Genomic DNA, 26,987 nt, shown 5'->3' on the forward strand with positions numbered 1-26,987 from the left:
GATGCACTAAATATGGCCTTCAGTCATACCTAGTGCATCACTTGTTTAATCCCACTTTCTTTCATCGGGATAGGCGCAACCTGATTATTTGGCTATTCGCGTTAACCACGCAGCTACCTCATCATCAGCTTCATCTACCCGATTACCATCAATCACCAAGGGTACGGTTAGTGAGACCTTGCCAACACCCTTCGTCCCTAAAATATTTTGAATGACGCGGATACTCTCTCCACTACCATAGCCACCTTCAGTTTCAAAGGGGGCAACCTTTTTGCCAGCCAGCGCATCCCCAAAGTCAGTTAAAAATGCCTTCATTGGCTGACTAAGCGTCATTGCCCAGGTCTGGAAGCCCAGATAAACCGTCTCATATTGGCTCAAATCCGGCAGCCTCAACTGTAGCTCTGGCGGGGTGTTACTCTCCCGTTCAAAGTTAGCGCGGTCAAGGGTTTGCATGTAATCTGCCGGATATGGCTGTGCCAGGGTGATTTCAAGCACATCGCTATCCGTGGCCGCCACCAATTTACTGGCTAGTAATTCCGTCGATCCTGAACGTGACCAGTAAATGACGATGCTTTTGGCCGTTGGTGTTAGCTTTCTTACTGGCGGTTGCGCCCGATTGGTGTCCTGGCCATCAGACGGTGTGTATTTACCACCGCCCCAACCAGAATTTTTTCGTTGTAGTTGATTTGCATAGATGTCCGTTCCCGCTAGCTGCCCAACGACTGGACCTAGGTTAGATTGCTTATTCAAAACTCACAACTTCCTTTCAACAAGTCCTTACGCACGCGTATCCAAGTCCTTAAAGTCATCAAAGAATGCCAGCACACCTTTTGCCGTCTCACGTTTGCCAACCACAGTTTTGTTCGCATCTAGCAATGAAATCTGGGCCATCTCAGCCGCCGACAAGTTAAAGTCAAAGACAGCCAGATTTTCACGCATTCTATCCAGATGGCTCGTCTTAGGAATTGACCCAATCCCGCGCTGCAACAGCCAGCGTAAGATAACTTGCCCGACGCTCTTGCCATGAACCTTCGCGATGGCCGTCAATGTCGGATTGTTAAAAATATCAAACTGACCGGCCGCAAATGGTGACCAAGCGACTTGCAAAATATCCTGGCTGTTTAAATAGTCTAGCTCATCTTGCCGTTGATAGAACGGGTGGGTCTCCAAGTAATTTACTTGGGGCTTGATGTCATTGAATTGAATAAAATCGGCTAAGCGATCTTGACGGAAATTATCGACACCCAGTGCCTTAATCTTCCCGGCTTGATACAACTCTTCCATCGCCCGCCAAGCACCGTAATAATCATTGTACGGTTGATGAATAATGTACAAATCAATGTAGTCCAATCCCAAACGTCTTAGTGAACTCTCAAAGCCCAGCTTGGCATCCTCATAGTTCGCATCCGTTAGCCACAATTTTGTCGCAATGAATAGCTCATCACGGGGAGTCCCGGCTCGCCGAATCCCGCGACCAACGGCTTCTTCATTCTCATAAGCCGTTGCCGTATCAATGTAGCGGTATCCCTGCTTTAAGGCCTGGTACACCGCTTCTTCACATTCAGCGACATCCGTTATCCGAAAGACACCTAACCCAATCATAGGCATTTTGACGCCATTATTTAACGTTCTATAGTCCATTTCCATCTCTCCTTAAAATATGACTCGAAGTCATTTCTTATGCTGGGACACATATTATGACTTCAAGTCATTTTTGTCAAATGGACCGTTCCGGCTTTTGAAGTCTCTTCATCTTTACTAGTCGCAAATAAAAATTTGCTGGCAGCAAGCCAAAAAGTTTTTTTGAGAAAGGCTTGACTTAAAGTGTACTTGAAGGTCCATACTCATTTTGAATCAAGGTCACCAAGGATTATGGCAACTCGCAAGAACCCGGCAATTTTTCTTGAATTTGTTGGGAATCATCATTCGTTGACCAAACGATGGACTGCATGTTTTGAAACGACCAGATAATATTAGGAGGAAATTAAATATGACTGTTAAAAATAAAGTAATCGTGATCACTGGTGCTTCATCTGGAATGGGTGAAGCTTCCGCAAAATTATTGGCACAGAATGGGGCAAAGGTTGTCCTAGGTGCTCGCCGTGAAGACCGCTTAGCAGCAATCGTTAAGGATATTGAAGACGCAGGGGGCACCGCAGCCTACCGTGTCACGGACGTTACCAACCAGGAAGACGTCACCGCCTTAGTCCAATTGGCACAGGACAAATTTGGTGGTCTGGACGTCATCTTTAACAATGCCGGCATTATGCCTTCCTCACCAATGAGCGCCCTGCACACGAAAGAATGGGATACGATGATTGACATTAACTTACGTGGTGTCCTCCACGGTGTCGCCGCTGTCATGCCTATCTTCACAGCTCAAAAACACGGCCAAATCATTACGACCTCTTCTGTTGCTGGGATTAAGAGCTTTGCCGGTGCCGGGGTCTATGGCGCGACCAAGTTCGCGGTCCGTAATTTAATGGAAGTCATTCGGATGGAAAGTGCTGAAGAAGGCACCAACATTCGGACAGTGAGTCTTTATCCAGCAGCCATCAACACGGAACTGCTTCATACCATTACGGATGAAGATACCAAGAAAGGCATGGACACCTTCTACAAGCAAGTTGGTATCAGTCCTGAAGCCGTTGCTAAAGTCGTCAACTTCGCCATTGACCAACCCGAAGACGTTAATGTTAATGAATTTACCATTTACCCAACCAAACAAGCTTAATGGCTGGCCAATTTAAACGTTCTGAAATCTAGACTGATTTCAGAACGTTTTTCTAAAACCAGACAGCCTAACGCTAAAGACAATCTGCCTTTCGCTGAAATTGTCTTAGGACTTATTTTGAGTATAGGAGGAAGCACATGCAAAAAAACGATAAAATTGTCATTCTCGGTATCACTGGGTACACCGGTTCATGGTTAGCCAAAACGTTGACCGATGCTGGATACACAAACATTACGGGCACCTATCGTAACGCGGACAAACTGGCAGCCCTAACCGAACTCTTACCCAACATTCACGGTGTCCAAGCTGACTTGTTGGACTCACCCCAGGCGGTCGCAACGGCACTAACTGGGAGCCAGTGGGTCTTCAATAACTCCGCACCGTTCACGGGCCATGAACAATCAACTGCTGATTTTATTGCCACCAAAATTCGAGCCGTCAACAATCTTTTTAAAGCCATTAGCAAAGCTGGCACGGTTCAAAAGCTCGTGCAAATTGGCTCAGCGGCTGCCATTGACATGGGGATTGCCGACCCAACCGTCACAACGATTAATGAAGACACTTGGCCCGACCTCGACCACATGGATACCGCTTACGAGCCCTTTATTAACATGAAGGTTCGTGAGGAACAACGCGTCCGTGACCTGGCTAATATTATTAATTTGCCGGTCACCGTTATCCACCCCACCAACATTGTTGGCCCCAGCTTCACCCCTTGGCAACACGACATGATTTACGCGTATCTGCACGGCAGTCGACAGCTGGTTGATGGCCCCATGGACAGTGTGGACGTTCGTGATATTGCCGGCTTGGAACTAGCTGTCATGAATAATCCTCAGAGCAATGGCACCCGGGTCCTCGGCTTAGGATTCACCAGCACCTATCGTGAACTGGAAACAGTTGTACAGGATACCTTAACGCCTGATCAGGTCACACAACTCTTCAGCAAATTACCGACCTTGATTTCTGCCCAGACGGCCTTGGCCTTATGGCAACCCATCTCCTACACGGCTTTCTACAAAGACCAGGCCTGGCGGTTAAACCCGAAGTCCGTTTTAAAAACGAAGTACCCTGACTTTTATCAGTATCGGCACACCACCGCTGAAACGACTTTTAAACAGGCCATTCACAAAATGCTAAAAGATTTTGCTTAAAGGCTTGCCTTGAAGTCGGCTTCAAGGTTTACGCTATGGTTACTTGCGTGATTCAGCTAACGCAACTCGCAGTTAATAATAGAAAGGAAGCACCAATAAATGGCTTACCAAACGATCAATCCATTTAATAACCAAGTTTTGAATTCATATGAGAACATTTCTGACGATCAGTTGGAAAAAGTTTTAACAGATAGTCATGCACTCTATCTCAAATGGCGCGACGAGCCCAGTGAGACTCGCCGAGACACGTTACACCGGATCGCTACTATGATGCGTTACGAAAAGACCCAGTTAGCCACCACGGTCACCCAAGAAATGGGAAAACTCATTGGTGAATCAGAAGCTGAGGTTGAGCTCTGCGCTGACATCGCCGATTACTTTGCCGACCACGCTGCCGAATTTTTAGCCCGTAAACCGCTCGACACCGTCATTGGCGACGCCTACTATGAAAAGCAGGCACTAGGCGTCTTGTTCATGGTTGAACCTTGGAACTTCCCGTACTACCAAATCATGCGGGTCTTTGCGCCCAACTTCATGATTGGTAATCCCATGCTCTTGAAGCACGCATCAAATACGCCAAGTAGCGCCGAAGCCTTTGTCGATATTATTCGGCGGGCCGGTGCACCAACCGCCAGTTTAACCAACCTGTTTGTCGATTACGACCAAGTAGATAAGGCGATTGCCGACCCTCGAGTCGTGAGTGTTGCTTTAACTGGTTCCGAACGCGGTGGCGCTTCCGTTGCGAAGACTGCTGGTGAAAATTTAAAGAAGTCCACCATGGAACTGGGCGGAAACGATCCATTCATTGTCTTATCAGACGCTGACATGAACAAGGTCAAGCGGGTTGCGCCAGTCGCTCGTCTATCTAATGCCGGTCAAATCTGTGCAGCTTCCAAACGATTTATCGTCATGGCAGATAAGTATGATGAATTTTTAACCATGCTGAAGCAGGCCTTTGAACAGGTTAAGCCTGGTGATCCAATGGACCCAGCAACCACGCTAGCCCCCTTGTCTTCAGCGAAGTCCAAAACCACTTTGCAAAAACAGGTCGATGCCGCGGTTGACGCCGGTGCTACGGTTTTTTATGGCAACCATCCGATTGACTTACCTGGCCAATTCTTCCAGCCAACAATTTTGACGGACATTACGAAGGACAATCCCGCCTACAACCAAGAATTATTTGGCCCTGTGGCTTCCGTCTACAAAGTGAACTCGGAAGAAGAAGCCATTGCTTTAGCCAACGACTCTAGTTATGGTTTAGGCAGTGCCATCTTCACGGAAGACACGAAGCACGCCGACGCCGTTGCACAACAGATTGAGGCCGGCATGACCTTTATCAATCGTGCCTGGGCAACGTTACCCGAGCTCCCATTTGGCGGGGTCAAGAACTCCGGCTACGGTCGGGAAATGTACGAACTGGGTTTTGACGCCTTTGTGAACGAACACCTGGTAGTCAACGCCAAAGATTAAGCATCCTTTTTTAAAATGATCTGACATTAGCGGCATAAATGGCATCCACTGAGGATGGCGATTTATACCGCTATTTTTATGCCAACGTCGCCCCTCGTCGTGTTGCGTCGCTAGGCCTTTAACCTTAGCTTTCCCCTTCGGAAGAACGCCGTCTCACCCATCTAATCAGAGCAAATTGACCTAAAATCCGATTTTTTTTCAAACTTCTATTGCCCTGAAGCTAGCTTTAAGGTTTATGATGAACTCATCAAATTAATTAAAGGAGCGTTTTTTCATGGAAACTGTAAACTTAAATGATGGTAATACGATGCCTGTCTTTGGCTTTGGTGTCTTTCAAATTGCTGATTTATCAGCGGCCGAACAAGCCGTTGTCGATGCCATTCATGCTGGGTATCACTTAATTGATACCGCCCAATCCTATGGCAATGAAGAAGCGGTCGGCAAAGGTATCAAGCGTGCTGGCGTTAAGCGCGAAGACTTGTTTGTTACCTCTAAGCTCTGGGTCACTGACACCGGCTACGACGCAACGAAAAAGGCTTTCGAAACAACTTTAAAGAAACTGCAGCTAGACTACTTGGACCTTTACCTTATTCACCAGCCCTACGGTGACGTTTACGGTTCATGGCGAGCCATGGAAGACCTGCAAAAGGAAGGCAAGATTAAATCCATTGGTCTTTCCAACTTCGACAGCGACCGTCTGATTGACTTAACCTTGTTCAATGACGTTAAGCCTGCCCTGAATCAAATCGAAATCAACCCCTGGAACCAACAACCAACCAGCATTGATTTCATGCGCCAGCAGGACATTCAACCCGAAGCTTGGGCACCATTTGCTGAAGGTAAACACAGCATTTTCACCAATGACGTGTTAAGTGAAATTGCTGCAAACCACAACAAGTCAGTGGGTCAAGTTATTCTGCGGTGGTTAACCCAACGGAAGATTGTTGCCTTAGCTAAGTCCGTCCACCCAGAGCGAATGGCAGAGAATCTCGACATCTTTGACTTCACGTTGACTGATGAAGAATTGAAGGCCATTAGTGGTTTAGACCGAAAAGAAAGCCAATTCTTTGATCACCGTGACCCGGCCGCCGTTGCCCGAATTGCTAGCTTACACTAAGAAAATTGAATACTTAAAATATCTAATAGGCTGTGGCAAGTGTTGCAACCTATTAGATATTTTTAAATTAATAAGTGCCAGAAGACAACTGACTCCGCTTAACGGGAATAACCAACCAATCCAGGACTAGGATTAGCCGGTTATCCCCGTTAACGCTCGTCAGCAAGTGCCTTCTAGCACTTTTTTATTTTTCTTTGAATTCCCCCTTGCCTTGAAGCTAACTACAAGGTTTATGATGAAACACATCAAATACAAATACGCAAAGTGAGGAATTTAATTATGTCAAAAAAAACTATTGTGTCACTCATTCTACTAGCCTTACTCATTTTTGGCGGTGGCTATTATGCCATCCAGCGGATAACCGCTAGCACCCCTGCTACCAGCCAAACGCAAGCCGCGACGACCCATACTTCTAAAAAGAATGGCAAGGCCTTAATTTTATACTATTCCAACTCTGGGACCACCGAAACCGCTGCTAAGTATTTACAGCGGAAGACCGGTGCTGACCTAATTAAGCTCAAATTGTCTCCTGCCTATCCCACAGATTATAGTAAATTAGTGACCGTTGCCAAACGACAAATCGATCGTAATAGCCGGCCCAAAATTACCAATACACCTAACCTAAAGAGTTACAAGACTATCTATTTAGGCTTCCCAACTTGGTATCACCGGCCACCCATGTTTATCAACACTTTTTTTGAAGCCAACGCTCTTCGCGGCAAGACGGTCATTCCGTTTACGACTAGCATGAGCAGTCCAATCAGTGTAAGCACCCCTTACTTGAAGCGCATGGCTAAAGGTAAAGCACTCACATTGCAGCCAGGTTTTCGTGCAAACAATGAGTCGACGATTAACCGCTACCTCAAGCAACATCATTTAATTGATTAATTTGCAAGAAAGCGTTTGCCTTAAAGTCGGCTTTAGGGGTTACCCTATAAACTAAGAGCCTTTACCTCTTGATACTGCCATCTAGCCAAGCACCTTCGTACACACACTTCAGTCTACTACACGGAGGATTGTCTATCGGGCAATCCTTTTTATTTTCCCCTTCCCCTAAGGTAGCGTTCAAGCTGTGTTCGTACTACTGCGCTTCTAGCCGTTGACACGTTCTGACGCTAGACATCACGAACCTATATCAAATAACGACAGATGTAAATATTAGCTGTACTTGTCAGACGTATTACCTAGACAAGTGCCCTGACGGAGGATGGTTTAGAATCATGACAATTCAAGAAGTCGCTAAACTTATGGGTATTTCGCAATCAGCCATTCGCTACTATGATCATCAACAGCTCCTGCCATCGGTCAAACGTGACAAGTACAATAATCGTGTTTTTACTGAGAATGATCTTGCGTGGATCAAAATGGTGATTACCTTACGCGAACTGGGCATGCCCGTGCCCACTATCAGAGAATACGTTCAGCTCTCTGCTGAAGGTAAGCAAACGCTCAGACAGCGACTCAAGATTATGACCGACGAGCAAGAAAGGATTCTGGCTGAACTGGAGAAGGTCCAAGGGCACTATATCATGATCAATCACTGGATTAATCATTATATTGATGTCCTAGTTGATCCTAAACTAGATAAGTTTCCCAAAGGAATTGATCCCATATTTCCGGATCATTTAAAATAACTTTTCTCAGCAAACGACCCGTCTAGCAACAAAGATGGGTCGTTTGTTTTGGCATCAATAGGATACTTCAAGAGCTAAGTTATATTGTAAACGTTTTTCCTTGAAATTAAATCATATCATTTGCCCTCAAGTCGACTTTAAGGTGTATTCTAGCTTCGTTAGTTAAGTCTACTTTCAATAAATTACCGTATTGGAGATGATTTCATTCCCGTAGACAATGTCAACCAAGGACCAACAGCGACTGCTAGCAGGCTCGTTCCGCTAAGCTACCGCAATCAGCAGCAGCAACCGCGCCACGCTTTAATTTATCTACCCGCTGCCTATTTCCAGCTACCATCCCAGCGATTCAACGTGACTTACCTGATGCATGGCTGGAGCATGAATGAGACAACTTTTCTACACGACGCTGCCTTCAGACGGATGCTGGATCAGGGAATGGCCACTGGCGAGTTGCTACCGCAAATCGTGGTGACACCTACCTATTACCCACCAACTAGCGAGCCAACTGGGAGCTGGGAAAATGATGACGGTTACATTACCGATTTTGTTCAAGAAGAGTTGTGCCAATCGCTTTTGCCAGCCGTTGAAACCGCCTACCGGACGTATGCAGCTGGTGGTCAGGCGCAAGACCTAATCGACAGTCGGCAACATCGAGCGTTTGCGGGCTTCTCCATGGGCGCCATCACAACTTGGTCTGTTCTTGAGCAACGGCTAGCCTACTTCGCATACTTCGCCCCTATGGCTGGTGATAGCTGGACCATCACCAATGACGGTGGCCTCTTGCAACCCGACCTAACTGCTAAAAAACTCATAGCAGCTGTGAAGGCCAGCCAACCGGCACCCTTTCACATTGAAGCAACGGTTGGTAGTCAGGACGGCACGCAGAATTCAATGACCCCGCTCATTAACCGATTGCGTCAACTATCCACTAACTTTGATGCCGAACACCTTAGCTACTGGAAAGACCCAAATGGTGGTCACACGTTGGCCTCGGCGACGAATCAATTTGCACATGTGCAAGAAACATTTTTCAAAAAGCCCTTGCCTTGAAGTTAACTACAAGGTTTATGATTTAACACATAGTCACCTAGGGCCATCACGTTGGTCCAAACGACTTGTCATTTTGAACTTAATTTGCCTATAAAAGGAGATTGCTTCTATATGAAAATTTTAGTATTAGGTGCCGCTGGTCAAATTTCTCGCTACTTAACAGATTTGTTACTAAACGAAACGACCGACGAGCTAGTCCTGTATGGTCGTAACATGACCACCCGTTTAAACCAGTACGCAGCGAACGACCGGGTCACCTTGATCAATGGCGACTTCGCGGACGAAGCTGCCTTGACTGCAGCAGCAAAGGGTGTTGACGCCGCTTACCTCAACCATATGCATTTAACTTCAGATGTTCAAAACGTGGTCAAGGCTTTAGATGCTAACCACGTTACAAAATTAATTGGTGCCAATATTCTCGGCATCTACGGCGAAGTTCCTGGCAAATTCGGTCAATGGAACTTAAGCATGGTTGGTGGCCAAGCTGGTGAAGATGCCATGCTAGCAAGTGCCGAGGTTATGGAAGACTCCGACCTTGCCGACTACACTGTTTTACGTCTGACCTGGTTGTTCAATCAAGCCGGTAATGAAAATTACGAACTGATTCCTAAAGGTCAGCCCTTCAAGAACGCCCAAGTCAGTCGCCAAGCGGTTGCCCGGGGAATCGCAACCATTTTACACGATGATAGCGGTCAGTACAGTCGCCAAAGCTTTGGTATTGGCGAACCCGATACCTACTTTGACAAACCATCTTTCTACTAAAACAGGTTAACTTAAGGGAGGCATTCTCATGGCAAAATATGAACAAGAAGTAAAGAACGATATCTTCGGCTTTGGTGACTTAAACACAGCCTTTGCGCAGTACTTTTCCGGTAACAGTTATCTCACCAGCTTAGTGCCACCAACAGACGACGTTGATGTCAGTGTCGCTAGCGTGAATTTTGCACCTGGCGTTCGCAACAATTGGCACAAGCACCACGATGGCTATCAAATCATCCTGGTCACTTCTGGTGAAGGGTGGGCCCAAATTGAGGGTCAACCCGCTCAGAGCCTGAAGCCTGGCGACGTGGTCGTATTTCACGATGGCGTCAAGCATTGGCACGGCGCAAAGAAGGATAGTTGGTTCACACACTTGGCCATTAGCAAGGGGACTACTGAATGGCTCGAACCAGTAACTGACGCAGAATTTGCAGACTTGGATAAGTAGGAGGATTAACTCATGGCAGAAAAACAAACAGCTGGTCGCGATAATTTAGGTGACTTTGCCCCTAAATTTGCAGAACTTAATGATGACGTTTTATTCGGAGAAGTCTGGTCTCGTGAAGGTCAACTCTCAGCCCATGACCGCAGTATGATTACCATTGCCGCACTCATGTCTGGCGGCAACTTTCAACAACTAAAGGCGCATCTAGCACTTGGCAAGGCCCATGGGATTACTAAGGATGAAGTCGTTGAAATCATTACACAGTTAGCCTTCTACTGTGGCTGGCCTAAAGCTTGGACGGCATTTGGTCTGGCTAAAGAAGTTTATACGGAAAAATAAGGAGGAACTGATAATGACAGAAGACTACTTAAAGATTCAAAAACAAGGTGTATTTTCAGCTGGTGGAACCTTCCAACAAGCCGCGGGCACGTTCGATCCTATCAATGGTCAAATGGCCCCAGCTGGCCAAACCCGTCACGCCGATCATGCCAGTGTCCTCTATCAGCTCCCCGTTGATGGTAACGGCCACGCAATGATGTTCCTTCACGGCTATGGTCAATCACGGACCGGTTGGATGTCTACGCCTGATGGCCGTCCTGGTTTCTCTGACATCTTCTTGAAAAAGGGCTACGGCGTTTACCTGATTGATCAACCTAGACGTGGTGAAGCTGGCCAATCATCAGTTGCCACTCAGATTCCCGCGACACCAGATGACCAAAACTGGTTCACCCAGTTCCGTTTAGGCTTATGGCCTAACTTTATTGAAAATACGGCCTTTCCCAAAGACGATGCGTCACTTGACCAATTCTTCCGGCAAATGACACCAGATACCGGTGAGTTTGACATTCCCGTTATTACCTCCGCGCTAGTTGCCGCCTATGAAAAATCCGGACCGGCTGTCTTAGTGAGCCATTCTCAAGGAGGCGTCCCTGGCTGGTTCATCGGTATGGCCAGTGAAAACGTCACCGGGATCATCGCAATTGAACCTGGTACCTTTGTCTTTCCAGAAGATGAAGTGCCAGATATTATTCCAACTAAATACCCGATGCCCGTTCAAGGTGTCGGCGTCCCAGCCAAGGACTTCGCCGAACTAGTCAAGAAACCAATTGCCATTTACTTTGGTGACAACATCCCGTCAGAACCTTCCAACGTTCCGGCTTGGGATTTCTGGCGTGGCGTTAAACAATTAGCAAACGAATTTGTCGCAACGGTTAACCGCCATGGTGGTGATGCCAAGGTCGTTTACTTACCTGATGAAGGCATTCATGGTAATGATCATTTCATGTTTGAAGATTTAAACAACCAAGAAGTTGCCGACCACATGGGCAACTGGATGGCTGAACGCAACCTATAAACAGTAGAATACGAGGAGAATAATTTATGAGCGAATTCGCAGTAGAAAAGGCACCCCTAGAAGAATTTGACAGTACCCCGGTCGTCTTTGAAAATTAAGACTCTCATCTCAAATTAGCTGGGATCGTCTATACACCAGCTAACATGCCAGCCGATGCTAAACTGCCAGCTCTGGTTGTGCAGGGACCCATGGGTGCCACCAAGGAACAGACCCAAAGTTTATACGCGCAATTAATGGCGACTCGGGGCTACTTGACGCTGGTTTATGACTATTCTTATATCGGTGCCAGTCAAGGCCAACCTCGTGGAACTGAAGATCCTGCCATTAAGGCCAGCGATATTCACAGCGCCATTAGCTTTCTGGCCACCTACCCCAACGTGGATGCCGACCGCTTAGGTGCAATTGGTATTTGTGGCTCTGGTGTTTATTTACCATTGGCTGCCCTGAATGAAAACCGATTAAAGGCCATTGCGGTCGTTAACCCCTTCACGATCATTGATACTGTTGAGACTGCACCTAAAGAAGAAATTTTAAAAGAAAAGGCGCTGTACACCAGTACCGGAAAAGCCATCCGTTTAGACTTAATCGAACCTGGCTCTGAGGGCGCTGAATACTACTTCGATCACAAGCGGGGCGCCGCCGTCAACCGGGTCGAATTCGTGTCTTGGTCCCAATTAGACTGGCAACAATTCCACCCAACTGAAATCGTCAAAGACTTACATTTACCATTCTTGATGATTTGCGGGGAGAACGCCTTTACCCGTCCTGGTGCCGAGGTCATGTTCAAGAATGCTGCCAGCACGGACAAACAACTGGTCATCATCCCTAAAGCCCGTCACTTCGACTTATACGATGGTCATGACTACGTGCCAAGTGCCATTGAAAATATCGACACCTTCTTATCAGCTCGTCTCTAGTCTAGCTTTCGCTTAAGAACAACATCCCCCGATGCTGTTCTTTTGCCATCTGCAGATGCACCTACTCCCCCCTGAAATTTCAGCTAGGAACTGCGCCCAACATAGCGTACAGTAAGGGCATCAGTATGAAAGCGGGGAAGTCCCATGAGTCTATTTGTCTCCTTCTTTGTTCTATTAATTGCCGTCGCTGTAAGCAACATCTTGGCCCGGCTGGTTCCTAAAATTTCTAGGACCTATATTAACGTTTTAATGGGAATCGTGGTCGCAGCCATTCCCTTCACAAATCACCTGGTATTGACGTTAAATAGCGACGTCTTTATGCTCATTATCCTAGCGCCCCTCCTGTTCTTCGAAGCACAGCGGACGCCCATCCTGATGGTCCGTAAGCGAATTCCTAGCATACTGGGATCAGCGGGAGTCTTGGCTATTGGGTCAGCAGCCGTGGCGACAGTGATCCTGTCTGGAACCTTTGGCTTAACCCTGCCGATTGCCTTGGTCATGATTGCTATCTGTACGCCCACCGACGCAACGGCCCTGGACTCCGTGACCACCGGACGTACCTTCCCAGCCGCCATTAAGTCTAGCCTGAAAATGGAATCTCTCTTTAACGATGCGTCTGGCATTGTTCTGCTGCAGGCCGCTCTGCTCTGGCGTACAACGGGACACCTAGGCTTACTGCATAATATCGGTGCCTTACTCTGGTCGGCCGGTGGTGGTGCACTTCTTGGTGCCTTACTGGCTGGTGGCTTTGCACTACTCCGCCAATCCATTGTGCGTAGCAGCGTCAACGTGGTCTCTTCGCAAAATCTGTTCTACGTGTTGACACCATTAGTCATTTACTTGATTGCCGAGGAAGCTGGTGTCTCAGGAATTATTGCCGTTGTCACTGCCGGACTGATTCATAACAGCGAGGCAAGTCGTAGCCGGTTCGCTGCGCCCCGCCAGATGCACCTGGGCATTCAGACCATTAATTTTATGGATCAAATTCTAAATGGTTTCGTCTTCGTTATCCTGGGGCTGAACCTGGAACGTATCTTCGCCGCTAACTACACGCAAGTCATCGGGTCCTTTGATTGGCTGCTGATTGGTATCGTGGCCTATCTTGCTCTGTTCATCTGTCGTTGGCTTTATGCACGCTTTTTGGTCGGTGACAAGAGTAATCGCACGGCCACGCTATTCGCTTTGGGTGGTGTTCACGGGACAGTCACGTTAGCCATGACCTTTTCGTTAACAACTAGCCATCTCGGAACAGCCACCTTCAATTTAATTTTACTCGTTGAGACCGTCGTGATTATTCTTAGCATGCTGCTCCCCACCCTAATCTTTCGCTGGTGGCTACCCGTTGATTTGGACGAACGCAATCGTAACCAACAAACCACGGAAGTTCGCCACAAAATGGTTTTAATCGGCGTTGAAGCGGTCCAAAATCTATCTCTGCCAAGTGAAGTCCGTAATTTGGTTATTTACGATATTAAAGATCAGGACCAGCACAATAAGATTGGTTCCTTTGTCACCCAGTGGCGGCGCGCTAGCACGCGGACAGATGTCCTATCGACCCTCCAAAGCGTGGAACAACGGCGAGCCCTAATGGCGGCCTTTACTGCGGAGCGAACTTATCTCTATGATTTAGCGCGACGCCACGTGGTAAGTTCAACTGTTGTTTATGATCTTTATAGCGAAATCCTACTAGCTGAATCACTGGTTTTAGATCCACAAAATCAATTAATCTAGCGGATCTAGGCCTTAGTTGGCAAGTCCCAAATTTTTTAAGATTTCCGCTTGCCTTAAAGTGAACTTCAAGGATTACACTAGGCTCATCAATTAAGGAAAGGAAGTTTTACGTTATGCTAATTCTTTACTATTCCAACTCAGGAACAACCGCTAGGGCGGCGCAACATATTCAAGCCAAAACGAACGGTAAACTCATTGAACTCGACATTAACCCAGCATATCCGACTGAATACGATTTAGTCACTGAAATTTCAAAACAACAGATTGATAGCGATACGCATCCCCAAATTACCAATCTGCCCGATTTAACCGATGAGAAGACCATCTTTATTGGTTTTCCGATCTGGTACCAACGGCCACCAATGTTCGTGAATACTTTCTTCGAGCAAAGTGATTTGAAGGGTAAAACTGTCATTCCATTTGCTACCAGCATGAGCACTCCCATGAGTGCCAACACGGCCTTTCTTGAAGAAATGGCCGAAAACAGCGGTGCCACTTTGCAAGCTGGCTTCCTGGCCAACTCAAACGACACCATTGACCACTACTTGAGTGACCGCGCCTTGCTAAAGTAACCGGCGCCTTCACCTCGTAGGACCTGAAAATTAACTTAATCAACACCTATTTTATTGGAGGGATTCTTATGTCAAAAATGATTTTAACGGATGCTAACGTTGCTGAACTGCCCAAGTTTAACGATAATCCTTGGGGCTTGGTTTATGCGGACGCTATCACTGAAAACAAACCCGGTGAGGTCAACATTCACCCCATCAATTACACGCTAAACGGCTTAAAGATTGCTGCCAACATCTACACGCCAGCAAACTATGACCCGAAGAAGCAGTACCCAGCCTTAACCGTTGCACATCCTAATGGCGGTGTTAAGGAACAGGTTGCCGGCTTATTTGCCCAACGCCTGGCTGAACACGGCTACATCACCATCACTGCCGACGCCTCCTATCAAGGCGGATCGGAAGGTCAACCACGGATGGTCGACAACCCTGCCTACCGGGTAGAAGACATCCATGGGATGGCTGACGCCTTGTCCCTCTTCCCCGGTGTAGACTATGATCGTATGGGGGCCTTTGGTATCTGTGGTGGCGGTGGTTACACCTTACGTGCTGGTCAGACCGATAAGCGGTTTAAAGTGGTCGCAACCCTGTCTGCCTTTAACTCCGGCCTAGTTCGGCGGAACGGCTTCATGGATTCCGAAGCCAACACGATTCAGGAGCGGCTAAAAACCGCTTCAGAAGCACGGGAAAAAGAGGTTCGCGGTGACGGCGTAGATTACACCCCTGATTTGAAGGAAATGGCCCCTGAAGATGCTGCCAAATTACCTTACGATCTCTACAAGGAAGGCTACACCTACTACGCACAAACCCACGCCCACCCAAAGTCTTCTTTCGTTTACACCGTCAGCAGTTTCTTAAACTTAATGACTTACGATGCCTCCGAGAACATGGACTTAGTCAACGTCCCCTTATTGATGATGGCCGGTAAGGCAGCTGATACCTTCTACCTAACCGAAAAGGCCTATGCAAATGCCACGGGAACCTCTGATAAGGAACTCTTCTTAATCGAAGGCGCCCACCACATTGAAACGTATTGGAAGCCAGAATATGTTGAACAAGAATTGAACAAGTTGGTGGACTGGTTAAGCACCCGTCTTTAATCCGATCTTAAAAGTTGCGCTGTTGTTTAATTTATAGCGCAACTTTTTTATTTTTATGACAAAACGCCTTGCCTTGAAGTTAACTTCAAGGTTTATTATCGTATTTGTAATATAATATTAGAGGAGTGATTTAACATGGCAAACGTTTTAATTTTAGGTGGTAACGGTGCAATCGCACGGTTAGTCACCGCCAACCTGACCGCTAACGCCGACAATCATGTGACGTTATACCTACGCAACGCAGATCGGGTCAGCGACTTGGTGAATGCTCAAGTAACTGCTGTAACTGGCGATGTTCTGGACGAGTCTGCCCTGACAACCGCCATGGCCAATCAAGACATCGTGTTCGTTTCCATGGGCGCTACCGGCACCGTTAAGCTGACTGAAACCGTGATTGCGGCCATGCAAGCTGCTGGGGTCGCGCGCGTCATCTCCGTGAATGACCTAGGAATCTACGACGAAGTTCCGGGTAAATTTGGCGAATGGAACAAGCAAATGATTGGGAAGGGCGCCCAAGTAGGGAAAGCTTCCGATGACGCCTTAGTTGCTTCTAACTTGGACTACACCACGTTGCGGCTAGCTTGGTTAAACAACCGTGACAATACGGATTACGAGCTGACACAAAAGGGCGACCCCTTTAAGGGAACCAGTGTCTCCCGTAAGAGTGTGGCCGCTGTCGTCACCAAAATCATTGCCAATCCAACGTTTGCTAGTCGGGCTAGCATTGGTATTGACCAACCTGGCACCGACGGCGATACACCAATGTAACGAAAGGAAAATTGCTGATGAACATTAAACAAGCTGGCGAACTGTTTGGGCTAACGACCGAAACTTTGCGCTACTACGAGCGGGTTGGCGTTATTCCCCAGGTCGCAAGAAACAAGAGTGGCTACCGGGAATTTACGATCAGCGACCTGAACTGGGTCTACCTGGTCACGACCCTGCGCTCGGCTGGACTCTCAATTGAATCTTTAATCGAGTTTTGCCAATTATCCCAACTGAGAGATGGCCAAGATATTGGCGGCGCTCAGAAGCAAGTCCTGCGTGATGAACGCGACGAGCTTGATGACAAGATCGATCATTTAAAAGATGTACGCGCCTTGTTGGATTACAAGTTAGAACATTACGACGACCACGTGGCCAAATTTAATGCTGGCGAACCCGTAGAAAAATTGTGGGAAAATCCACCACGGCATCAGGACTAGACTGTTTTTTAGGAAGGTCATCCACGTTTTGTGGGTGGCTTTTTTTCGTCACCAAAAGAAAAAGGCGCCACATAAGAATGGCGTCAAATCAACGATTCTATTCACTTTTCCGAAAAAGAATGCGCCCCCCGAGAGTCGAACTCGGATCATGAGGACCGAAATCTCATGTGCTATCCATTACACTAAGGGCGCACAACATCTTTATTTTAGTCCTAAATTAGTCCAGTTGACAACTATTTTATCGGCCCCCGGCAGCGCGGATGGCCTCTCGCTCTAAATATTCCTCTGTTGCGTCCGAACTCTTACGGAAATCGGCAATAAATGTCTCTTCCTTTGGCGCGACCGTGGCCATCTGGTCGCCATTGATGTCCGTGACCGTTAGCACGTCTCCCTGCCACGCGGCGGTATCGTAATGGCCATCTTCAATCTGGTCTAATAAATTTTGGAAAATATCCAGAACGGCTTGGCGAATAATCACGTCCTCCGTAACCATTTCTCCCTGTTGCTTCAATTGTAGCTGGCGCATCTGCACTTCATCCATATCAGTCGGTACTTGAATAAACACGGCGGTGCCTCCCATAATTAGTTTTACTGCTATTCTATCACTTCCTACTAAAGAAACGAGTCAAAGCATTATCGTTCCACACAATCTGGTGTAAACTAGGGGTAAGTTAAACAATTACGATTAAGGAGGCGGCTCATGGAAGACTCGATACTCGACTTTACCACGAATCTGGCCATCCTCCATCGCCAATTTCAACGGGCAATGAACCAGATTCTGGAAGCCGACAAAATGCCAGTCAATATCACCGAATTTTATTTGCTAGTTCTCGTTTCGGAAACCAGTCAACTCAATCAACGGAAGGCGGCGTGGACCATGGCCGTCGATGAAGGTCTCATGGCACGGATGGTCCATCATCTGGTCAAGCTCTCGCTCCTACAAAAGGAGACCGACCCCACCGACCGCCGTAACCGCCGCCTCAAATTAACCGCGGATGGTAAAGAATTGGTCAACCAGGCCATTACCGTTCTCCACGATTGGTGGCAACAGGCCACGCCAACCGACAGTAATTTCGATTACGCCGCCATCACCGCTCAGCTCCAATTGCTCTCCAGTCGCGTCTTGCAAGTCGACGACCGGCAATCGGAGAACCACTAGTCGCGTTTTTTCCCAGAAGGAGGAATTTTTGATGAGTAAAGCCATTACTATTGCTGAAGCCCAACGCTACGATGCCCACACCATTAATGAAATCGGCATCCCCGCACTCGTCCTGATGGAACGCGCAGCCTTAGCAACCTTCAACAACATCTTAAACGACGACTTCGACCTCAGCCGAATCGTCGTGGTCGCTGCCACCGGCAACAATGGCGGCGACGGTATCGCCGTTGCCCGATTGCTCAAGGTTCGCGGACTCAACGTTGAAATCTACCTTTTAGGCGATCCCGACAGCGCCACGCCACAGACTAAGCAACAACTCAAAATCGCCGATTATTACAGTATTCCACGGATTACCGACCTTAACCGCATCGTCAACGCCACGTTGATCGTGGATGCCATCTTTGGTGTCGGCCTGTCCCGACTGATCACTGGCAAATTTGCCGATGCCATCAATGCCATTAACGCGGCCGATGCCAAGACCGTTGCTATCGACGTTCCATCTGGCATCAACGCTGATACCGGTGATGTTCTTGGCGTCGCGGTCGTCGCCGACAGCACCACCACCATGGCCTACAACAAGGTTGGTCTTTTAACGACCAGCGGCAAGCAACACAGCGGTACCATTCACGTCGCCGACATCGGCATTTACGCTCAGGACCGGTTGGAGCATGCGCGTTAAGCTAAGTTTGTCATCTCAGCATACCAACTAGCAGTTAAATGCCCTAGTCGTTAACCATTTCATGTAAAATAGAGGGTACGGAAGTGGAGTGACTTTCGTGTTTCCCGACTAAAACAAGCGCCCAACCCTTTGCTTGGTTGGACGTTTTTTTTGCTTTTAGAAACAGATTAGTTAAACCTGGCGCACTGCGGCTGCCAGAGATTCCGCCGTTTGTGGGGACGCTCCGGACTAAGGAACGGTCCGCCGACTTAGATTGCACGCTCCCACAATAAGCGTTGCGTTCCTGAAAATGATTCAAATTGCTTGTTACCGCAGTAACCAGAGAACATCAAAATTACACTGACCTTCAAATTGAAAGCAATAACTACTCTGTCATCGTAATCCTACAGTTTCCATAGAGCTTCCATATCTGTATCTGGCGGCCGGCAAAGCGAAAGCAACGCTGCCACACCAATAATGGTAGCGCTTTATACCACACCACAATTTTTGTCGTTTATTTCCGGCCAAACTGAGCCCTTTCACAAGCTTTTCTTCACAATACCCGGTATACTGGCCCTAACAACTACAGGAGGTGCCCCATGTCATCAATCGAAACTGGCTTTACCAACGTCCAGGCGCTGGACCCCAGCATCCTTGTCGACCTGCGCTACGCCACCCCGGACAACTTTACCCATCACGTAATTTACGACTTCACCACTGCAATTGCACGGACTGGCACGGCTAAGAAATTAGCGGCAGCCAGTGCGGCATTGCGTGAACAGGGTTACCGCTTAAAAATTTGGGACGCCTACCGCCCCGTATCTGCTCAGGAACGCCTCTACGCTGTTTATCCCGATCCTTCGTTCGTGGCTAAGCCCAACCCCAACTTTTCTCATCAAAAAGGGGTGACCTTCGACCTCACGCTCTGTGATGCCGAAGGAAACGAACTGGAAATGCAAACGCCTTTCGACGACTTCACGACCGCCGCACACCGCGACCAACCGCGAACGCCTCTACAGGAAAAGCACTACCAGATTTTGGACCAAGCCATGCGCAATGCCGGTTTCTTCGGCTATGAAAACGAATGGTGGGACTACCGCGACGCGCAAATGGACGACTACGGCCCGGCCGCGGCCAATCCGAATGATTTCTAAGGTTAGTTGTGTTTTGCACCACGTTAGTCACTCCCCCGAGTACGACGAAAAAAGTGAGCCTGAGATGAACGCTCGGACTCACTTTTTGTATTCTCTTATTGGTCTAGCATGAACGAGTGATCCGGAATCCGAATCAACGTGAAGCGACCCGCTAAGCGACCCGCATGCAGGCCCAGACCGTTCACAAATGATTTTTTATAGGTCGTTTCAATGACCCCAACCCACGCCTTTTGGTGACGTTGATCGTACTTGGCTACCTTTTTGGCATCCCATTTATATGCGGACGCCGGCAAGTTGATGGCCTTTTTTCCGTCCGATACGGTGGCATCCGTACTGCTGACCTGGTATTTTTCACCCTCGGTCAAGTATGTATACGTCTGAATCGGCTTGTTGCCCTTACTATTGTTGACCGTCACGTAATAGGATGAGCCGCTGCCATCCCCCGTGTTGATGACCAATGGTTCGTAACGCGTCGTTTGACTGATTCGGTCGCCTAAGTGGTTCACGTTTTGGAAAAAGGTTGTGTAGCTCATGCCCCCAAAGACCAGGAGCCACACCACAAGTTCAATCGTCGAAATGGTAAAGTTGCGCCACGAAAAACTGTGGTGTTCCTTAACAATTAGCTGAATCCGGCGGACACGCATATCGTGCACCATCCAGACCAGCGCGATGAGAATGAGCAGCCAAACGCCCATCCCCACCAAATTCCAAGTTGATTTCATTTTCCCAATTCCCTTCCAATGTTTAAAACCTAATTCGGGTATTTCACTTCTTTACTAGCTTACGAGATTCGTCTCGGGAATACAAGCCACAGTCTCGGCCAATTTACGTTATACTAAGCTTAATATGAAGAAAAAAGAAGGAATCCCTTGTGTGTACTAGTCTAACCTATACCTCCGCCGCGAACCACCATTTTTTTGCGCGCACCATGGATTTTCCCACGACTACCCCCTGGCGGCCAGTCTTTTTACCGCGTAACTACCAGTGGCAAACGGCATTGAATACTACGCGCACCACGCGTTACGCGTTCCTCGGTGGTGGCCGACCCGCCGCCGATTTCTCCGCTTACTTGATGGCTGACGGCGTGAATGAAAGCGGTATCACGTGTGCGGAGCTCTACCTGCCCGGTGCTGTCAATTACGCCGCTGACCCCGTTGCCGGTCAAATCAACCTAACGCCGCAAGACTTTATCAACTGGGCGCTAGGTGAACACGCCACGCTGGCCACCATCGTCGCCGACCTCTCCCGCGTGACCCTAGTCAGTCGTCGGTGGGGACAGGACCGCTACGTCTACCCCTTTCATTGGATCCTAAGCGACCGCAGTGGTCAAACGCTGGTCATCGAGCCGACTGGTGGCCCCTTGACTGCGCAGCGTAATCCTGCGGGCGTGCTGACCAATACCCCCGTGCTGAGCACCCACCTCAAGAACCTTAATGACTTCCTCGGCGTTTCTAGTCCGGAATTTATTGGGGAAACGGTCACTGCCGCCCAGCGTTACTTAACGACTGGTGCTTCCCTGCCCACAGGTACCGTCCCCACGCAACGCTTCATTAGTACCGCTATTCGCCGTTGGGGCGCTTTCCCTTTGGCTGCCACCGATGAAACGGTGACCGGTATTTTCCACTGGTTAGCTGCTGTTATCCTCCCTTACGATGCAGCTCGTCGCCACCAAGCCAACCACAACTACACCCATTACCGGGCAGTAATCGATCTGGACACCTTAACTTACAATTTTATGCCCCGCACGACGAACCGGTTGCAACAAATCACATTAACGTCTGAAATGGCGTCCCACCGGCGTTTTCCTCATGCTTATTCAGCCAATTAACTGTAAATGTTGCAAAGCTTAATCTAACCTTTAATCCGATTGATATTGGTTTGAGACATTTCTGTAACAACTCCCTGATAGTATTAAACACATCGAAAGATATTCAATACGAAAAACAAATTTGAAATTAAGGGAGTTTACTTACATTTATGAAGACGACGTTTACGAACATTATTTTAACTTTACTGGCTACTGTTGCTTTTGCTGTTGCAGGTTTTGAAATCATGCAGCCTACCGATGCTAGTGCCGCAACCATGTCCTACAGCAAGATTCACAAGGTCGCTAAGGCCCAACTGGGCAAACCTTACGGCTGGGGATCAACTGGTTCTTCTAGCTTTGACTGCTCTGGTTTTACCAGCTACGTTTACAAGAAGGGCGCTTCTAAGAGCATTCCTCGGACTGCTCAAGCCCAATACAACAAGTACCAACATGTGAGCTACAAGAACATCAAGAAGGGTGACCTGGTCTTCTTCGGTGGTTCTACGGGGTCCATCTCTCACGTTGGCTTATACGTTGGTAATGGTCGGATGATCGATTCACAAAACCGCGGTGTTGTGACGGAAGCCGTTCACGCCCCATGGTGGCACGCAGTTGGTTACGCCCGTGTCGGTTCCGTTGAATAATTAGCTTTCAAAAACAGTTCCAGCCTTCATAAATGAAATAAACTGTGCCCCCGTCGTACGTCGCGACGGGGGCTTTTTGGTAAAGCGAGAAGCGAGGCGCTTAGGTCCTGAGTATTAACGGGAAGAGAGGTTCCTATTTGGCGCGACCTCTCTCTTCATGTTAAGTGCAGGGACCTGCCTCGTGGAACGCCTTTCAGAAGTCATAGGTGCTCAGAATTGTTCCGCAAAATGCCGTCTAAATCCTAATCACAGCCAGTAAACTAAAGAAGACTTTAGTTGGTATGGGATTAGGTGGTCTCGCTTATACATTAAGTAAGGCTATCGATTATGCATTAGACTTTACCGATGTCGGCCATGCCATTGCAAAGTATCTAGATAAACATGATAAAAAACCAAATAATGGTTACCTAGAATGGTGGTAAGCAATGCATAAAGTTATTCAACTTGTTCCAGTACTAATGATGATAGTAGTTACTTTCTTTGTTGATTTTTATAAGTCCGTACTGCCAACCTGGTTAGTGGTGGGCGCATACATTTTATTATTTTTAATTGTCGCCAACTACGTTTATAGACTTGTAATAAAGAAATAGATTTTACCATAAGTAACCACTGGAAAAAGATGGACGTAACATCCAATTCGGATGTATACGTCCATCTTTTTTATTAGCTATCTGAAAGTTAAAGTGCTCGCATTACTCTTGCGCCAGTGAGGTTTATCGCCGCTAAATTAGTGGAAAATATTGGCACCCCCACTCAGATTGCACACGTTCACTTCAAACACTGAATTACAAATGAGTGCTAGCATTTAGCATAAATCAGTAACGTTTCCATAGGCATAAACACATGCTGCCTCAAACTAACTACGTCAGCCGAGAGGTCGGCAGATATGGGCTCAGGTGCGTCGTTCTACTTAGTCAGTGGGTGGTTTCCCCGCTGGCTTAGTAGAAAACCAAGCTTGGAGCCTCGGTCCTTTCGAGGCTTCAAGTTGTGTTCGCACCGATCCAGCCCACATCTGTCGGCCGGTAAGGCGATAATTAGACTACGTTGCCTAATTTCAACCGCAATATCGTTGTTACAAGAGGCATAATAGCTGTTTTGCAACCTTTAATCTTTTTCCGGCTGCACAGACGGATGCGCCGTAAACCATTCCGTCATGTCGTCGAGTCGTTGAATTCGTAGGCTCGGCAGCCCACTGCGGGACACACCATGGAAACTCTGCGGGTAGCGAATAAAGTCGGCGTCGACGCCGTGACGTTTAATCGCCGTGAAGTATTCCTCCGACTGACTGATAGGGCAACGCATATCCCACTCGCCGTGCAACAAGCGGACCGGCGTCGTCACATTTTGCGCGTAGGCAATCGGCGATTGTTTCCAGTACGAAGCCACGCCCCCCTTGTCAAAGAGGTCCGTGCCCAACTCGATTGGGTTAAAGTAAAACCCAATATCACTGGTCCCAAACAAGCTGATCCAGTTAGTCACCGACCGTTGCGACACGGCCGCAGCGAAGCGGTGCGTGTGCCCAATCGTCCAGAGCGTCATGAACCCACCATACGACCCACCAGCAATGTACTGACGCTGCGGATCCAACGCTGGAAACTTCTCCAACGCCGCATCGAGGCCACTCATCACATCGTGGTAATCGTTCTCACCGTAGTGACCGTTCACGTCGTTCTCATACGCCTGGCCATAGCTGGTCGAACCGCGCGGATTGAAGAAGACGACACCAAACCCACGACTCGCATGAACTTGAAATTCATAGAAGAAGGTCTCACCATAATTAGCGTGCGGCCCGCCGTGAACGTACAACAGAACCGGTTGTGTTGTTGCCCGCGTTTGCGCTGGTAAATACCAGCCGTCTAACGGTTGTCCGTCGGCGGCTTGGTATTCGAAATGTTGTGGGTGCGCGAACTCATGTGTATCTTCATAAGCGGCGTTTGGATCGTAAACGACCTTTTCTTGGCCGCTCACCAAGTCTAATTTCACCAATTCACTCGGCTTATCCTGATAAGAAACGGCAAGAATTACATGTTCGGTATCGATCACGTCAAAATCGACAATCTGCCGGGCCGTATTGTCAACCAATTTCACGGTATCATCCCCAGCCACATACAACTGGCTATGGGCATGAAAGGCCGCCGCAAACACGATATGGTCGTCATCCAACCACCGTGCCAGCTTGCCCTCAGGCTGTTGCACGAAATCCCCAGCAAAGTCTGGCACCAAGTCCGCCTGCAGGTCCGGCGTTAGATTCGTCAACTCGCCGGTCTCCCGATTTGCCACATACAGTTTGGAAACCGTCTGTGACCCAAATTCACCGTCGTTACCGACCAGTGCTAACTGGTGACCGTCCGGTGAAAAGCTAGCATCACTGAAGCGCCCAGTCGGTAACGTTGCCGTTAAATCAACAACATCCCCAGTGGTCACATCGACACAGTAGGCCCCATGCGCAAAGTCGCGGTCGTTTTCGGGGTGGTCATCCTGCAGTATTGCCACGAATCGGCCGTCAGCACTCACGGACGCTAAACTAAAATCATTGGCCTGTTGGAACAACTCCTCGACTACCCCCGTCGCTGGTACGAAACGTCGTAACCGATACGTCACCTCCAGCGGTAACCAGCCATAGCCGTCTGCTTTGTTGATCAGGCGTTCCACGTGTCGCGTCTGGGGAAAGGCTTGCGGACTTGGTAATTTAGGCTGTTCAACCGTTGCGGTCGTCTTAAAGAAGACACTGGACCCATCGGCCGTTGCCAACACCGTATTGACAGCTTCCGCTGGTGTCGTCGTGGTCACCAGCTGCGGTTCGCCACCAGTGATGGGCACTTGAAAGAGTTGCGCCTTGGCATCGTCGACGTTCGCCGCAAAGAAGATTTGGTCGCCCGCCACAGCAGGTTGGACGTTTAATTTGCCATTGACCGCGATAACCTGTTGATGGCCGGCGTCGTCAACGCGGTTAAGTTGGGCGCGGTAGCCGTTACTGGCCTGATCCACACTATTTTCAACGAAGACATACGACTGGCTCGTTGCTAACGGTTGTGACACTGATTTCAATTTAAAAAGATCCTGAGCACTAACACCTTGTGGCATACGCATCGCTCCTCAGCTTAATTTCTCATTATATTCTCATTTGATTGTTTTTCATGTTAGCCTAGTCGTCAACCGATGTCAATTCCTAAGCCGAGTTTAAGTAACATATAGAAGTGATTGACCACACCTGTCAGCCAGTGGCGAACAAAGCATGGTAGACTAAACACAACTACATGACAAGGAGTGTGATTCAATATGAAAATTGCAATTGCGGGCGCTGGCGCCATGGGCTGTCGCTTTGGCGTGAAGCTACAGACTGCTGGCAACGATGTCACCTTGATCGATAACTGGGCTGATCACGTGGCAACGATCAACACGACTGGTCTCACCGTCACTACCGACGAGGGCCCCGATCAGGTCACGACTATGACCGCTGCGGCGCCACAGGACGTCACCGATCATTTTGACCTCATTATTCTCTTCACGAAAGCGATGCAGATGGACCATATGTTGACGGAATTGGGCGACGTGCTGAGTAATCAGCCGGTCGTGTTGACCCTCGCCAACGGTATCGGCAACATCGAAACGATTGAAAAACACGTGCCGAAAAACCGTATCGTGGCGGGAACCACCATCTGGTCCTCCAGTCTCACTGGTCCGGGTCACATCACGGTCACGGGAACTGGCAGCATTTCGCTACAGGCCATCGTCCCCGCCGAATTTCCTGACCTCCCAGATGTGCTGAACACCCTCAACCATGCTGGACTCAACGCGAGTGTGGCCGAGGACGTGTTGGCCGCCATTTGGAAAAAAGCTGGCCTCAATAGTGTATTGAACACCTACTGTACCTTATTCGACTGCAATATTGGCGAGTTTGGTGCCTTGCCTAACTGGCGAACGCTTAACGACGCCGTACTCGATGAGTTCCAAGCTGTGGCGGATGCTGCTAAGATTAATTTCGATGCGCAGGCTGTGACCAACCTCATCGCCGCGCAATTCGACCCGATGACTAACGGTGGCCACTATCCGTCCATGCACCAGGATATGGCCAAGCACCGCCCGACCGAAGTCGATTTTCTGAACGGCTATGTGGCGAAATTAGGCGCCCAACTCGGTGTTCCCGCGCCTATCAATGCCAACCTGGCGCAGCAGATTCATGCCAAGGAAAGTTTACGCGGAATCTAACGGAAAATCCGGAGTACCACGCTCTGTGGTTTTGCTACTATATGTAGAAAAAGTGTCTTTTACCCCCCAATATCTAGTTGTAATTTCTGTTCATTCATCGTAACATAGACTTATACT

The 26,987-nt window shown here is 48.4% G+C and carries 28 protein-coding genes and 1 tRNA gene; 23 read left to right on the plus strand and 6 right to left on the minus strand.

The window, feature by feature from the left end:
• Positions 1-84 precede the first annotated feature (84 nt).
• Together EKM89_RS00595 and EKM89_RS00600 are read right to left on the minus strand one after the other, a co-directional pair.
• The gene (locus EKM89_RS00595; protein ID WP_125685213.1) at positions 85-750 is read right to left on the minus strand and encodes a flavodoxin family protein; all 666 of its coding nucleotides are present in this window, start codon (positions 748-750) and stop codon (positions 85-87) included.
• Between the two features lie 27 nt (positions 751-777).
• Positions 778-1,641: an aldo/keto reductase gene (locus EKM89_RS00600; RefSeq protein WP_125685214.1), complete on the minus strand. Its 864-nt coding sequence runs from the start codon at positions 1,639-1,641 to the stop codon at positions 778-780.
• Between the two features lie 349 nt (positions 1,642-1,990).
• On the opposite strand from EKM89_RS00600, the gene EKM89_RS00605 reads away from it, so the two are divergent.
• From EKM89_RS00605 to EKM89_RS00685, 17 genes are all read left to right on the plus strand, one after another.
• Positions 1,991-2,734, plus strand: coding sequence for an SDR family oxidoreductase (locus tag EKM89_RS00605; protein WP_125685215.1), 744 nt, complete (start codon positions 1,991-1,993; stop codon positions 2,732-2,734).
• A gap of 137 nt (positions 2,735-2,871) precedes the next feature.
• Complete coding sequence (locus EKM89_RS00610; RefSeq protein ID WP_125685216.1) at positions 2,872-3,888, plus strand: NAD-dependent epimerase/dehydratase family protein; 1,017 nt, start codon at positions 2,872-2,874, stop codon at positions 3,886-3,888.
• 99 nt (positions 3,889-3,987) lie between these two features.
• The gene (locus EKM89_RS00615) at positions 3,988-5,358 is read left to right on the plus strand and encodes an NAD-dependent succinate-semialdehyde dehydrogenase (RefSeq protein ID WP_125685217.1); all 1,371 of its coding nucleotides are present in this window, start codon (positions 3,988-3,990) and stop codon (positions 5,356-5,358) included.
• Between the two features lie 274 nt (positions 5,359-5,632).
• Positions 5,633-6,475 carry an aldo/keto reductase gene (locus EKM89_RS00620; protein WP_125685218.1) on the plus strand — a complete coding sequence of 281 codons (843 nt, stop codon included), beginning with the start codon at positions 5,633-5,635 and terminating at the stop codon, positions 6,473-6,475.
• Between the two features lie 279 nt (positions 6,476-6,754).
• Positions 6,755-7,363 carry a flavodoxin gene (locus tag EKM89_RS00625; protein ID WP_125685219.1) on the plus strand — a complete coding sequence of 203 codons (609 nt, stop codon included), beginning with the start codon at positions 6,755-6,757 and terminating at the stop codon, positions 7,361-7,363.
• A gap of 332 nt (positions 7,364-7,695) precedes the next feature.
• Positions 7,696-8,109, plus strand: coding sequence for a MerR family transcriptional regulator (locus EKM89_RS00630; protein WP_125685220.1), 414 nt, complete (start codon positions 7,696-7,698; stop codon positions 8,107-8,109).
• A gap of 204 nt (positions 8,110-8,313) precedes the next feature.
• Positions 8,314-9,159, plus strand: coding sequence for an alpha/beta hydrolase (locus EKM89_RS00635; protein WP_225421781.1), 846 nt, complete (start codon positions 8,314-8,316; stop codon positions 9,157-9,159).
• Between the two features lie 111 nt (positions 9,160-9,270).
• A complete protein-coding gene (locus EKM89_RS00640; RefSeq protein WP_125685222.1) occupies positions 9,271-9,921 on the plus strand; it encodes an NAD(P)H-binding protein in 651 nt (216 codons plus the stop codon).
• 28 nt (positions 9,922-9,949) lie between these two features.
• Positions 9,950-10,366, plus strand: a complete 417-nt coding sequence (locus tag EKM89_RS00645) for a cupin domain-containing protein (protein ID WP_125685223.1) — start codon at positions 9,950-9,952, stop codon at positions 10,364-10,366.
• A 12-nt stretch (positions 10,367-10,378) separates the two neighbouring features.
• Positions 10,379-10,702 (plus strand): carboxymuconolactone decarboxylase family protein, encoded by a 324-nt coding sequence (locus EKM89_RS00650; RefSeq protein WP_125685224.1) that lies wholly within the window; start codon positions 10,379-10,381, stop codon positions 10,700-10,702.
• A 13-nt stretch (positions 10,703-10,715) separates the two neighbouring features.
• Positions 10,716-11,717 carry an alpha/beta hydrolase gene (locus tag EKM89_RS00655; protein ID WP_125583810.1) on the plus strand — a complete coding sequence of 334 codons (1,002 nt, stop codon included), beginning with the start codon at positions 10,716-10,718 and terminating at the stop codon, positions 11,715-11,717.
• A gap of 122 nt (positions 11,718-11,839) precedes the next feature.
• Entirely contained in the window at positions 11,840-12,634 is a 795-nt protein-coding gene (locus EKM89_RS00660; protein WP_225421782.1) for an alpha/beta hydrolase, read from the plus strand.
• Positions 12,635-12,778: 144 nt separating this feature from the next.
• The gene (locus EKM89_RS00665) at positions 12,779-14,365 is read left to right on the plus strand and encodes a cation:proton antiporter (RefSeq protein WP_125685226.1); all 1,587 of its coding nucleotides are present in this window, start codon (positions 12,779-12,781) and stop codon (positions 14,363-14,365) included.
• A gap of 113 nt (positions 14,366-14,478) precedes the next feature.
• Complete coding sequence (locus EKM89_RS00670; RefSeq protein WP_125685227.1) at positions 14,479-14,937, plus strand: flavodoxin; 459 nt, start codon at positions 14,479-14,481, stop codon at positions 14,935-14,937.
• Between the two features lie 68 nt (positions 14,938-15,005).
• On the plus strand, positions 15,006-16,034 hold the full coding sequence (locus tag EKM89_RS00675) for an alpha/beta hydrolase (RefSeq protein WP_125685228.1): 1,029 nt from the start codon (positions 15,006-15,008) through the stop codon (positions 16,032-16,034).
• Between the two features lie 135 nt (positions 16,035-16,169).
• Complete coding sequence (locus tag EKM89_RS00680; protein ID WP_125685229.1) at positions 16,170-16,802, plus strand: NAD(P)H-binding protein; 633 nt, start codon at positions 16,170-16,172, stop codon at positions 16,800-16,802.
• A gap of 17 nt (positions 16,803-16,819) precedes the next feature.
• Positions 16,820-17,239 (plus strand): MerR family transcriptional regulator, encoded by a 420-nt coding sequence (locus EKM89_RS00685; protein ID WP_125685230.1) that lies wholly within the window; start codon positions 16,820-16,822, stop codon positions 17,237-17,239.
• 120 nt (positions 17,240-17,359) lie between these two features.
• Here the strand turns inward: EKM89_RS00685 and EKM89_RS00690 are convergent.
• Together EKM89_RS00690 and EKM89_RS00695 are read right to left on the minus strand one after the other, a co-directional pair.
• A tRNA-Arg gene (locus EKM89_RS00690) sits at positions 17,360-17,431 on the minus strand.
• Positions 17,432-17,477: 46 nt separating this feature from the next.
• Positions 17,478-17,804 carry a hypothetical protein gene (locus tag EKM89_RS00695; protein ID WP_125685231.1) on the minus strand — a complete coding sequence of 109 codons (327 nt, stop codon included), beginning with the start codon at positions 17,802-17,804 and terminating at the stop codon, positions 17,478-17,480.
• Between the two features lie 135 nt (positions 17,805-17,939).
• On the opposite strand from EKM89_RS00695, the gene EKM89_RS00700 reads away from it, so the two are divergent.
• The 3 genes from EKM89_RS00700 (at position 17,940) to EKM89_RS00710 (ending at position 20,210) form a co-directional block, all read left to right on the plus strand.
• Entirely contained in the window at positions 17,940-18,398 is a 459-nt protein-coding gene (locus tag EKM89_RS00700; RefSeq protein WP_125685232.1) for a MarR family winged helix-turn-helix transcriptional regulator, read from the plus strand.
• Positions 18,399-18,426: 28 nt separating this feature from the next.
• Complete coding sequence (locus EKM89_RS00705; RefSeq protein ID WP_191988736.1) at positions 18,427-19,077, plus strand: NAD(P)H-hydrate epimerase; 651 nt, start codon at positions 18,427-18,429, stop codon at positions 19,075-19,077.
• A gap of 578 nt (positions 19,078-19,655) precedes the next feature.
• Entirely contained in the window at positions 19,656-20,210 is a 555-nt protein-coding gene (locus EKM89_RS00710) for a M15 family metallopeptidase (RefSeq protein ID WP_125685234.1), read from the plus strand.
• A 95-nt stretch (positions 20,211-20,305) separates the two neighbouring features.
• Here EKM89_RS00710 and EKM89_RS00715 read toward each other — a convergent pair whose 3' ends face one another.
• Positions 20,306-20,932 (minus strand): LVIS_2131 family protein, encoded by a 627-nt coding sequence (locus tag EKM89_RS00715; protein ID WP_125685235.1) that lies wholly within the window; start codon positions 20,930-20,932, stop codon positions 20,306-20,308.
• Positions 20,933-21,081: 149 nt separating this feature from the next.
• On the opposite strand from EKM89_RS00715, the gene EKM89_RS00720 reads away from it, so the two are divergent.
• Both EKM89_RS00720 and EKM89_RS00725 read left to right on the plus strand, forming a co-directional pair.
• The gene (locus EKM89_RS00720) at positions 21,082-22,038 is read left to right on the plus strand and encodes a linear amide C-N hydrolase (RefSeq protein ID WP_125685236.1); all 957 of its coding nucleotides are present in this window, start codon (positions 21,082-21,084) and stop codon (positions 22,036-22,038) included.
• 149 nt (positions 22,039-22,187) lie between these two features.
• Positions 22,188-22,661 carry a C40 family peptidase gene (locus EKM89_RS00725; RefSeq protein WP_125685237.1) on the plus strand — a complete coding sequence of 158 codons (474 nt, stop codon included), beginning with the start codon at positions 22,188-22,190 and terminating at the stop codon, positions 22,659-22,661.
• 1,104 nt (positions 22,662-23,765) lie between these two features.
• Here the strand turns inward: EKM89_RS00725 and EKM89_RS00730 are convergent.
• On the minus strand, positions 23,766-25,745 hold the full coding sequence (locus tag EKM89_RS00730) for a S9 family peptidase (RefSeq protein ID WP_125685238.1): 1,980 nt from the start codon (positions 25,743-25,745) through the stop codon (positions 23,766-23,768).
• Positions 25,746-25,940: 195 nt separating this feature from the next.
• Here EKM89_RS00730 and EKM89_RS00735 point away from each other — a divergent pair, with 195 nt between their 5' ends.
• Entirely contained in the window at positions 25,941-26,870 is a 930-nt protein-coding gene (locus EKM89_RS00735; protein ID WP_125685239.1) for an oxidoreductase, read from the plus strand.
• The last annotated feature ends 117 nt before the right edge of the window (positions 26,871-26,987 follow it).

This window comes from Levilactobacillus fujinensis (assembly GCF_003946335.1).
Taxonomy (GTDB): Bacteria; Bacillota; Bacilli; order Lactobacillales; family Lactobacillaceae; genus Levilactobacillus; species Levilactobacillus fujinensis.

What these genes read in the sequence shown, in the direction of transcription:
- EKM89_RS00645 (WP_125685223.1), top strand. Translation starts at nt 9,950, where the DNA reads ATGGCAAAATATGAACAAGAAGTAAAGAACGATATCTTCGGCTTTGGT.
- EKM89_RS00710 (WP_125685234.1), top strand. Translation starts at nt 19,656, where the DNA reads ATGTCATCAATCGAAACTGGCTTTACCAACGTCCAGGCGCTGGACCCC.
- EKM89_RS00680 (WP_125685229.1), top strand. Translation starts at nt 16,170, where the DNA reads ATGGCAAACGTTTTAATTTTAGGTGGTAACGGTGCAATCGCACGGTTA.
- EKM89_RS00620 (WP_125685218.1), top strand. Translation starts at nt 5,633, where the DNA reads ATGGAAACTGTAAACTTAAATGATGGTAATACGATGCCTGTCTTTGGC.
- EKM89_RS00655 (WP_125583810.1), top strand. Translation starts at nt 10,716, where the DNA reads ATGACAGAAGACTACTTAAAGATTCAAAAACAAGGTGTATTTTCAGCT.
- EKM89_RS00650 (WP_125685224.1), top strand. Translation starts at nt 10,379, where the DNA reads ATGGCAGAAAAACAAACAGCTGGTCGCGATAATTTAGGTGACTTTGCC.
- EKM89_RS00630 (WP_125685220.1), top strand. Translation starts at nt 7,696, where the DNA reads ATGACAATTCAAGAAGTCGCTAAACTTATGGGTATTTCGCAATCAGCC.
- EKM89_RS00600 (WP_125685214.1), bottom strand. Translation starts at nt 1,641, where the DNA reads ATGGACTATAGAACGTTAAATAATGGCGTCAAAATGCCTATGATTGGG.
- EKM89_RS00605 (WP_125685215.1), top strand. Translation starts at nt 1,991, where the DNA reads ATGACTGTTAAAAATAAAGTAATCGTGATCACTGGTGCTTCATCTGGA.
- EKM89_RS00675 (WP_125685228.1), top strand. Translation starts at nt 15,006, where the DNA reads ATGTCAAAAATGATTTTAACGGATGCTAACGTTGCTGAACTGCCCAAG.
- EKM89_RS00685 (WP_125685230.1), top strand. Translation starts at nt 16,820, where the DNA reads ATGAACATTAAACAAGCTGGCGAACTGTTTGGGCTAACGACCGAAACT.
- EKM89_RS00715 (WP_125685235.1), bottom strand. Translation starts at nt 20,932, where the DNA reads ATGAAATCAACTTGGAATTTGGTGGGGATGGGCGTTTGGCTGCTCATT.
- EKM89_RS00725 (WP_125685237.1), top strand. Translation starts at nt 22,188, where the DNA reads ATGAAGACGACGTTTACGAACATTATTTTAACTTTACTGGCTACTGTT.
- EKM89_RS00730 (WP_125685238.1), bottom strand. Translation starts at nt 25,745, where the DNA reads ATGCCACAAGGTGTTAGTGCTCAGGATCTTTTTAAATTGAAATCAGTG.
- EKM89_RS00615 (WP_125685217.1), top strand. Translation starts at nt 3,988, where the DNA reads ATGGCTTACCAAACGATCAATCCATTTAATAACCAAGTTTTGAATTCA.
- EKM89_RS00625 (WP_125685219.1), top strand. Translation starts at nt 6,755, where the DNA reads ATGTCAAAAAAAACTATTGTGTCACTCATTCTACTAGCCTTACTCATT.
- EKM89_RS00735 (WP_125685239.1), top strand. Translation starts at nt 25,941, where the DNA reads ATGAAAATTGCAATTGCGGGCGCTGGCGCCATGGGCTGTCGCTTTGGC.
- EKM89_RS00670 (WP_125685227.1), top strand. Translation starts at nt 14,479, where the DNA reads ATGCTAATTCTTTACTATTCCAACTCAGGAACAACCGCTAGGGCGGCG.
- EKM89_RS00665 (WP_125685226.1), top strand. Translation starts at nt 12,779, where the DNA reads ATGAGTCTATTTGTCTCCTTCTTTGTTCTATTAATTGCCGTCGCTGTA.
- EKM89_RS00700 (WP_125685232.1), top strand. Translation starts at nt 17,940, where the DNA reads ATGGAAGACTCGATACTCGACTTTACCACGAATCTGGCCATCCTCCAT.
- EKM89_RS00610 (WP_125685216.1), top strand. Translation starts at nt 2,872, where the DNA reads ATGCAAAAAAACGATAAAATTGTCATTCTCGGTATCACTGGGTACACC.
- EKM89_RS00640 (WP_125685222.1), top strand. Translation starts at nt 9,271, where the DNA reads ATGAAAATTTTAGTATTAGGTGCCGCTGGTCAAATTTCTCGCTACTTA.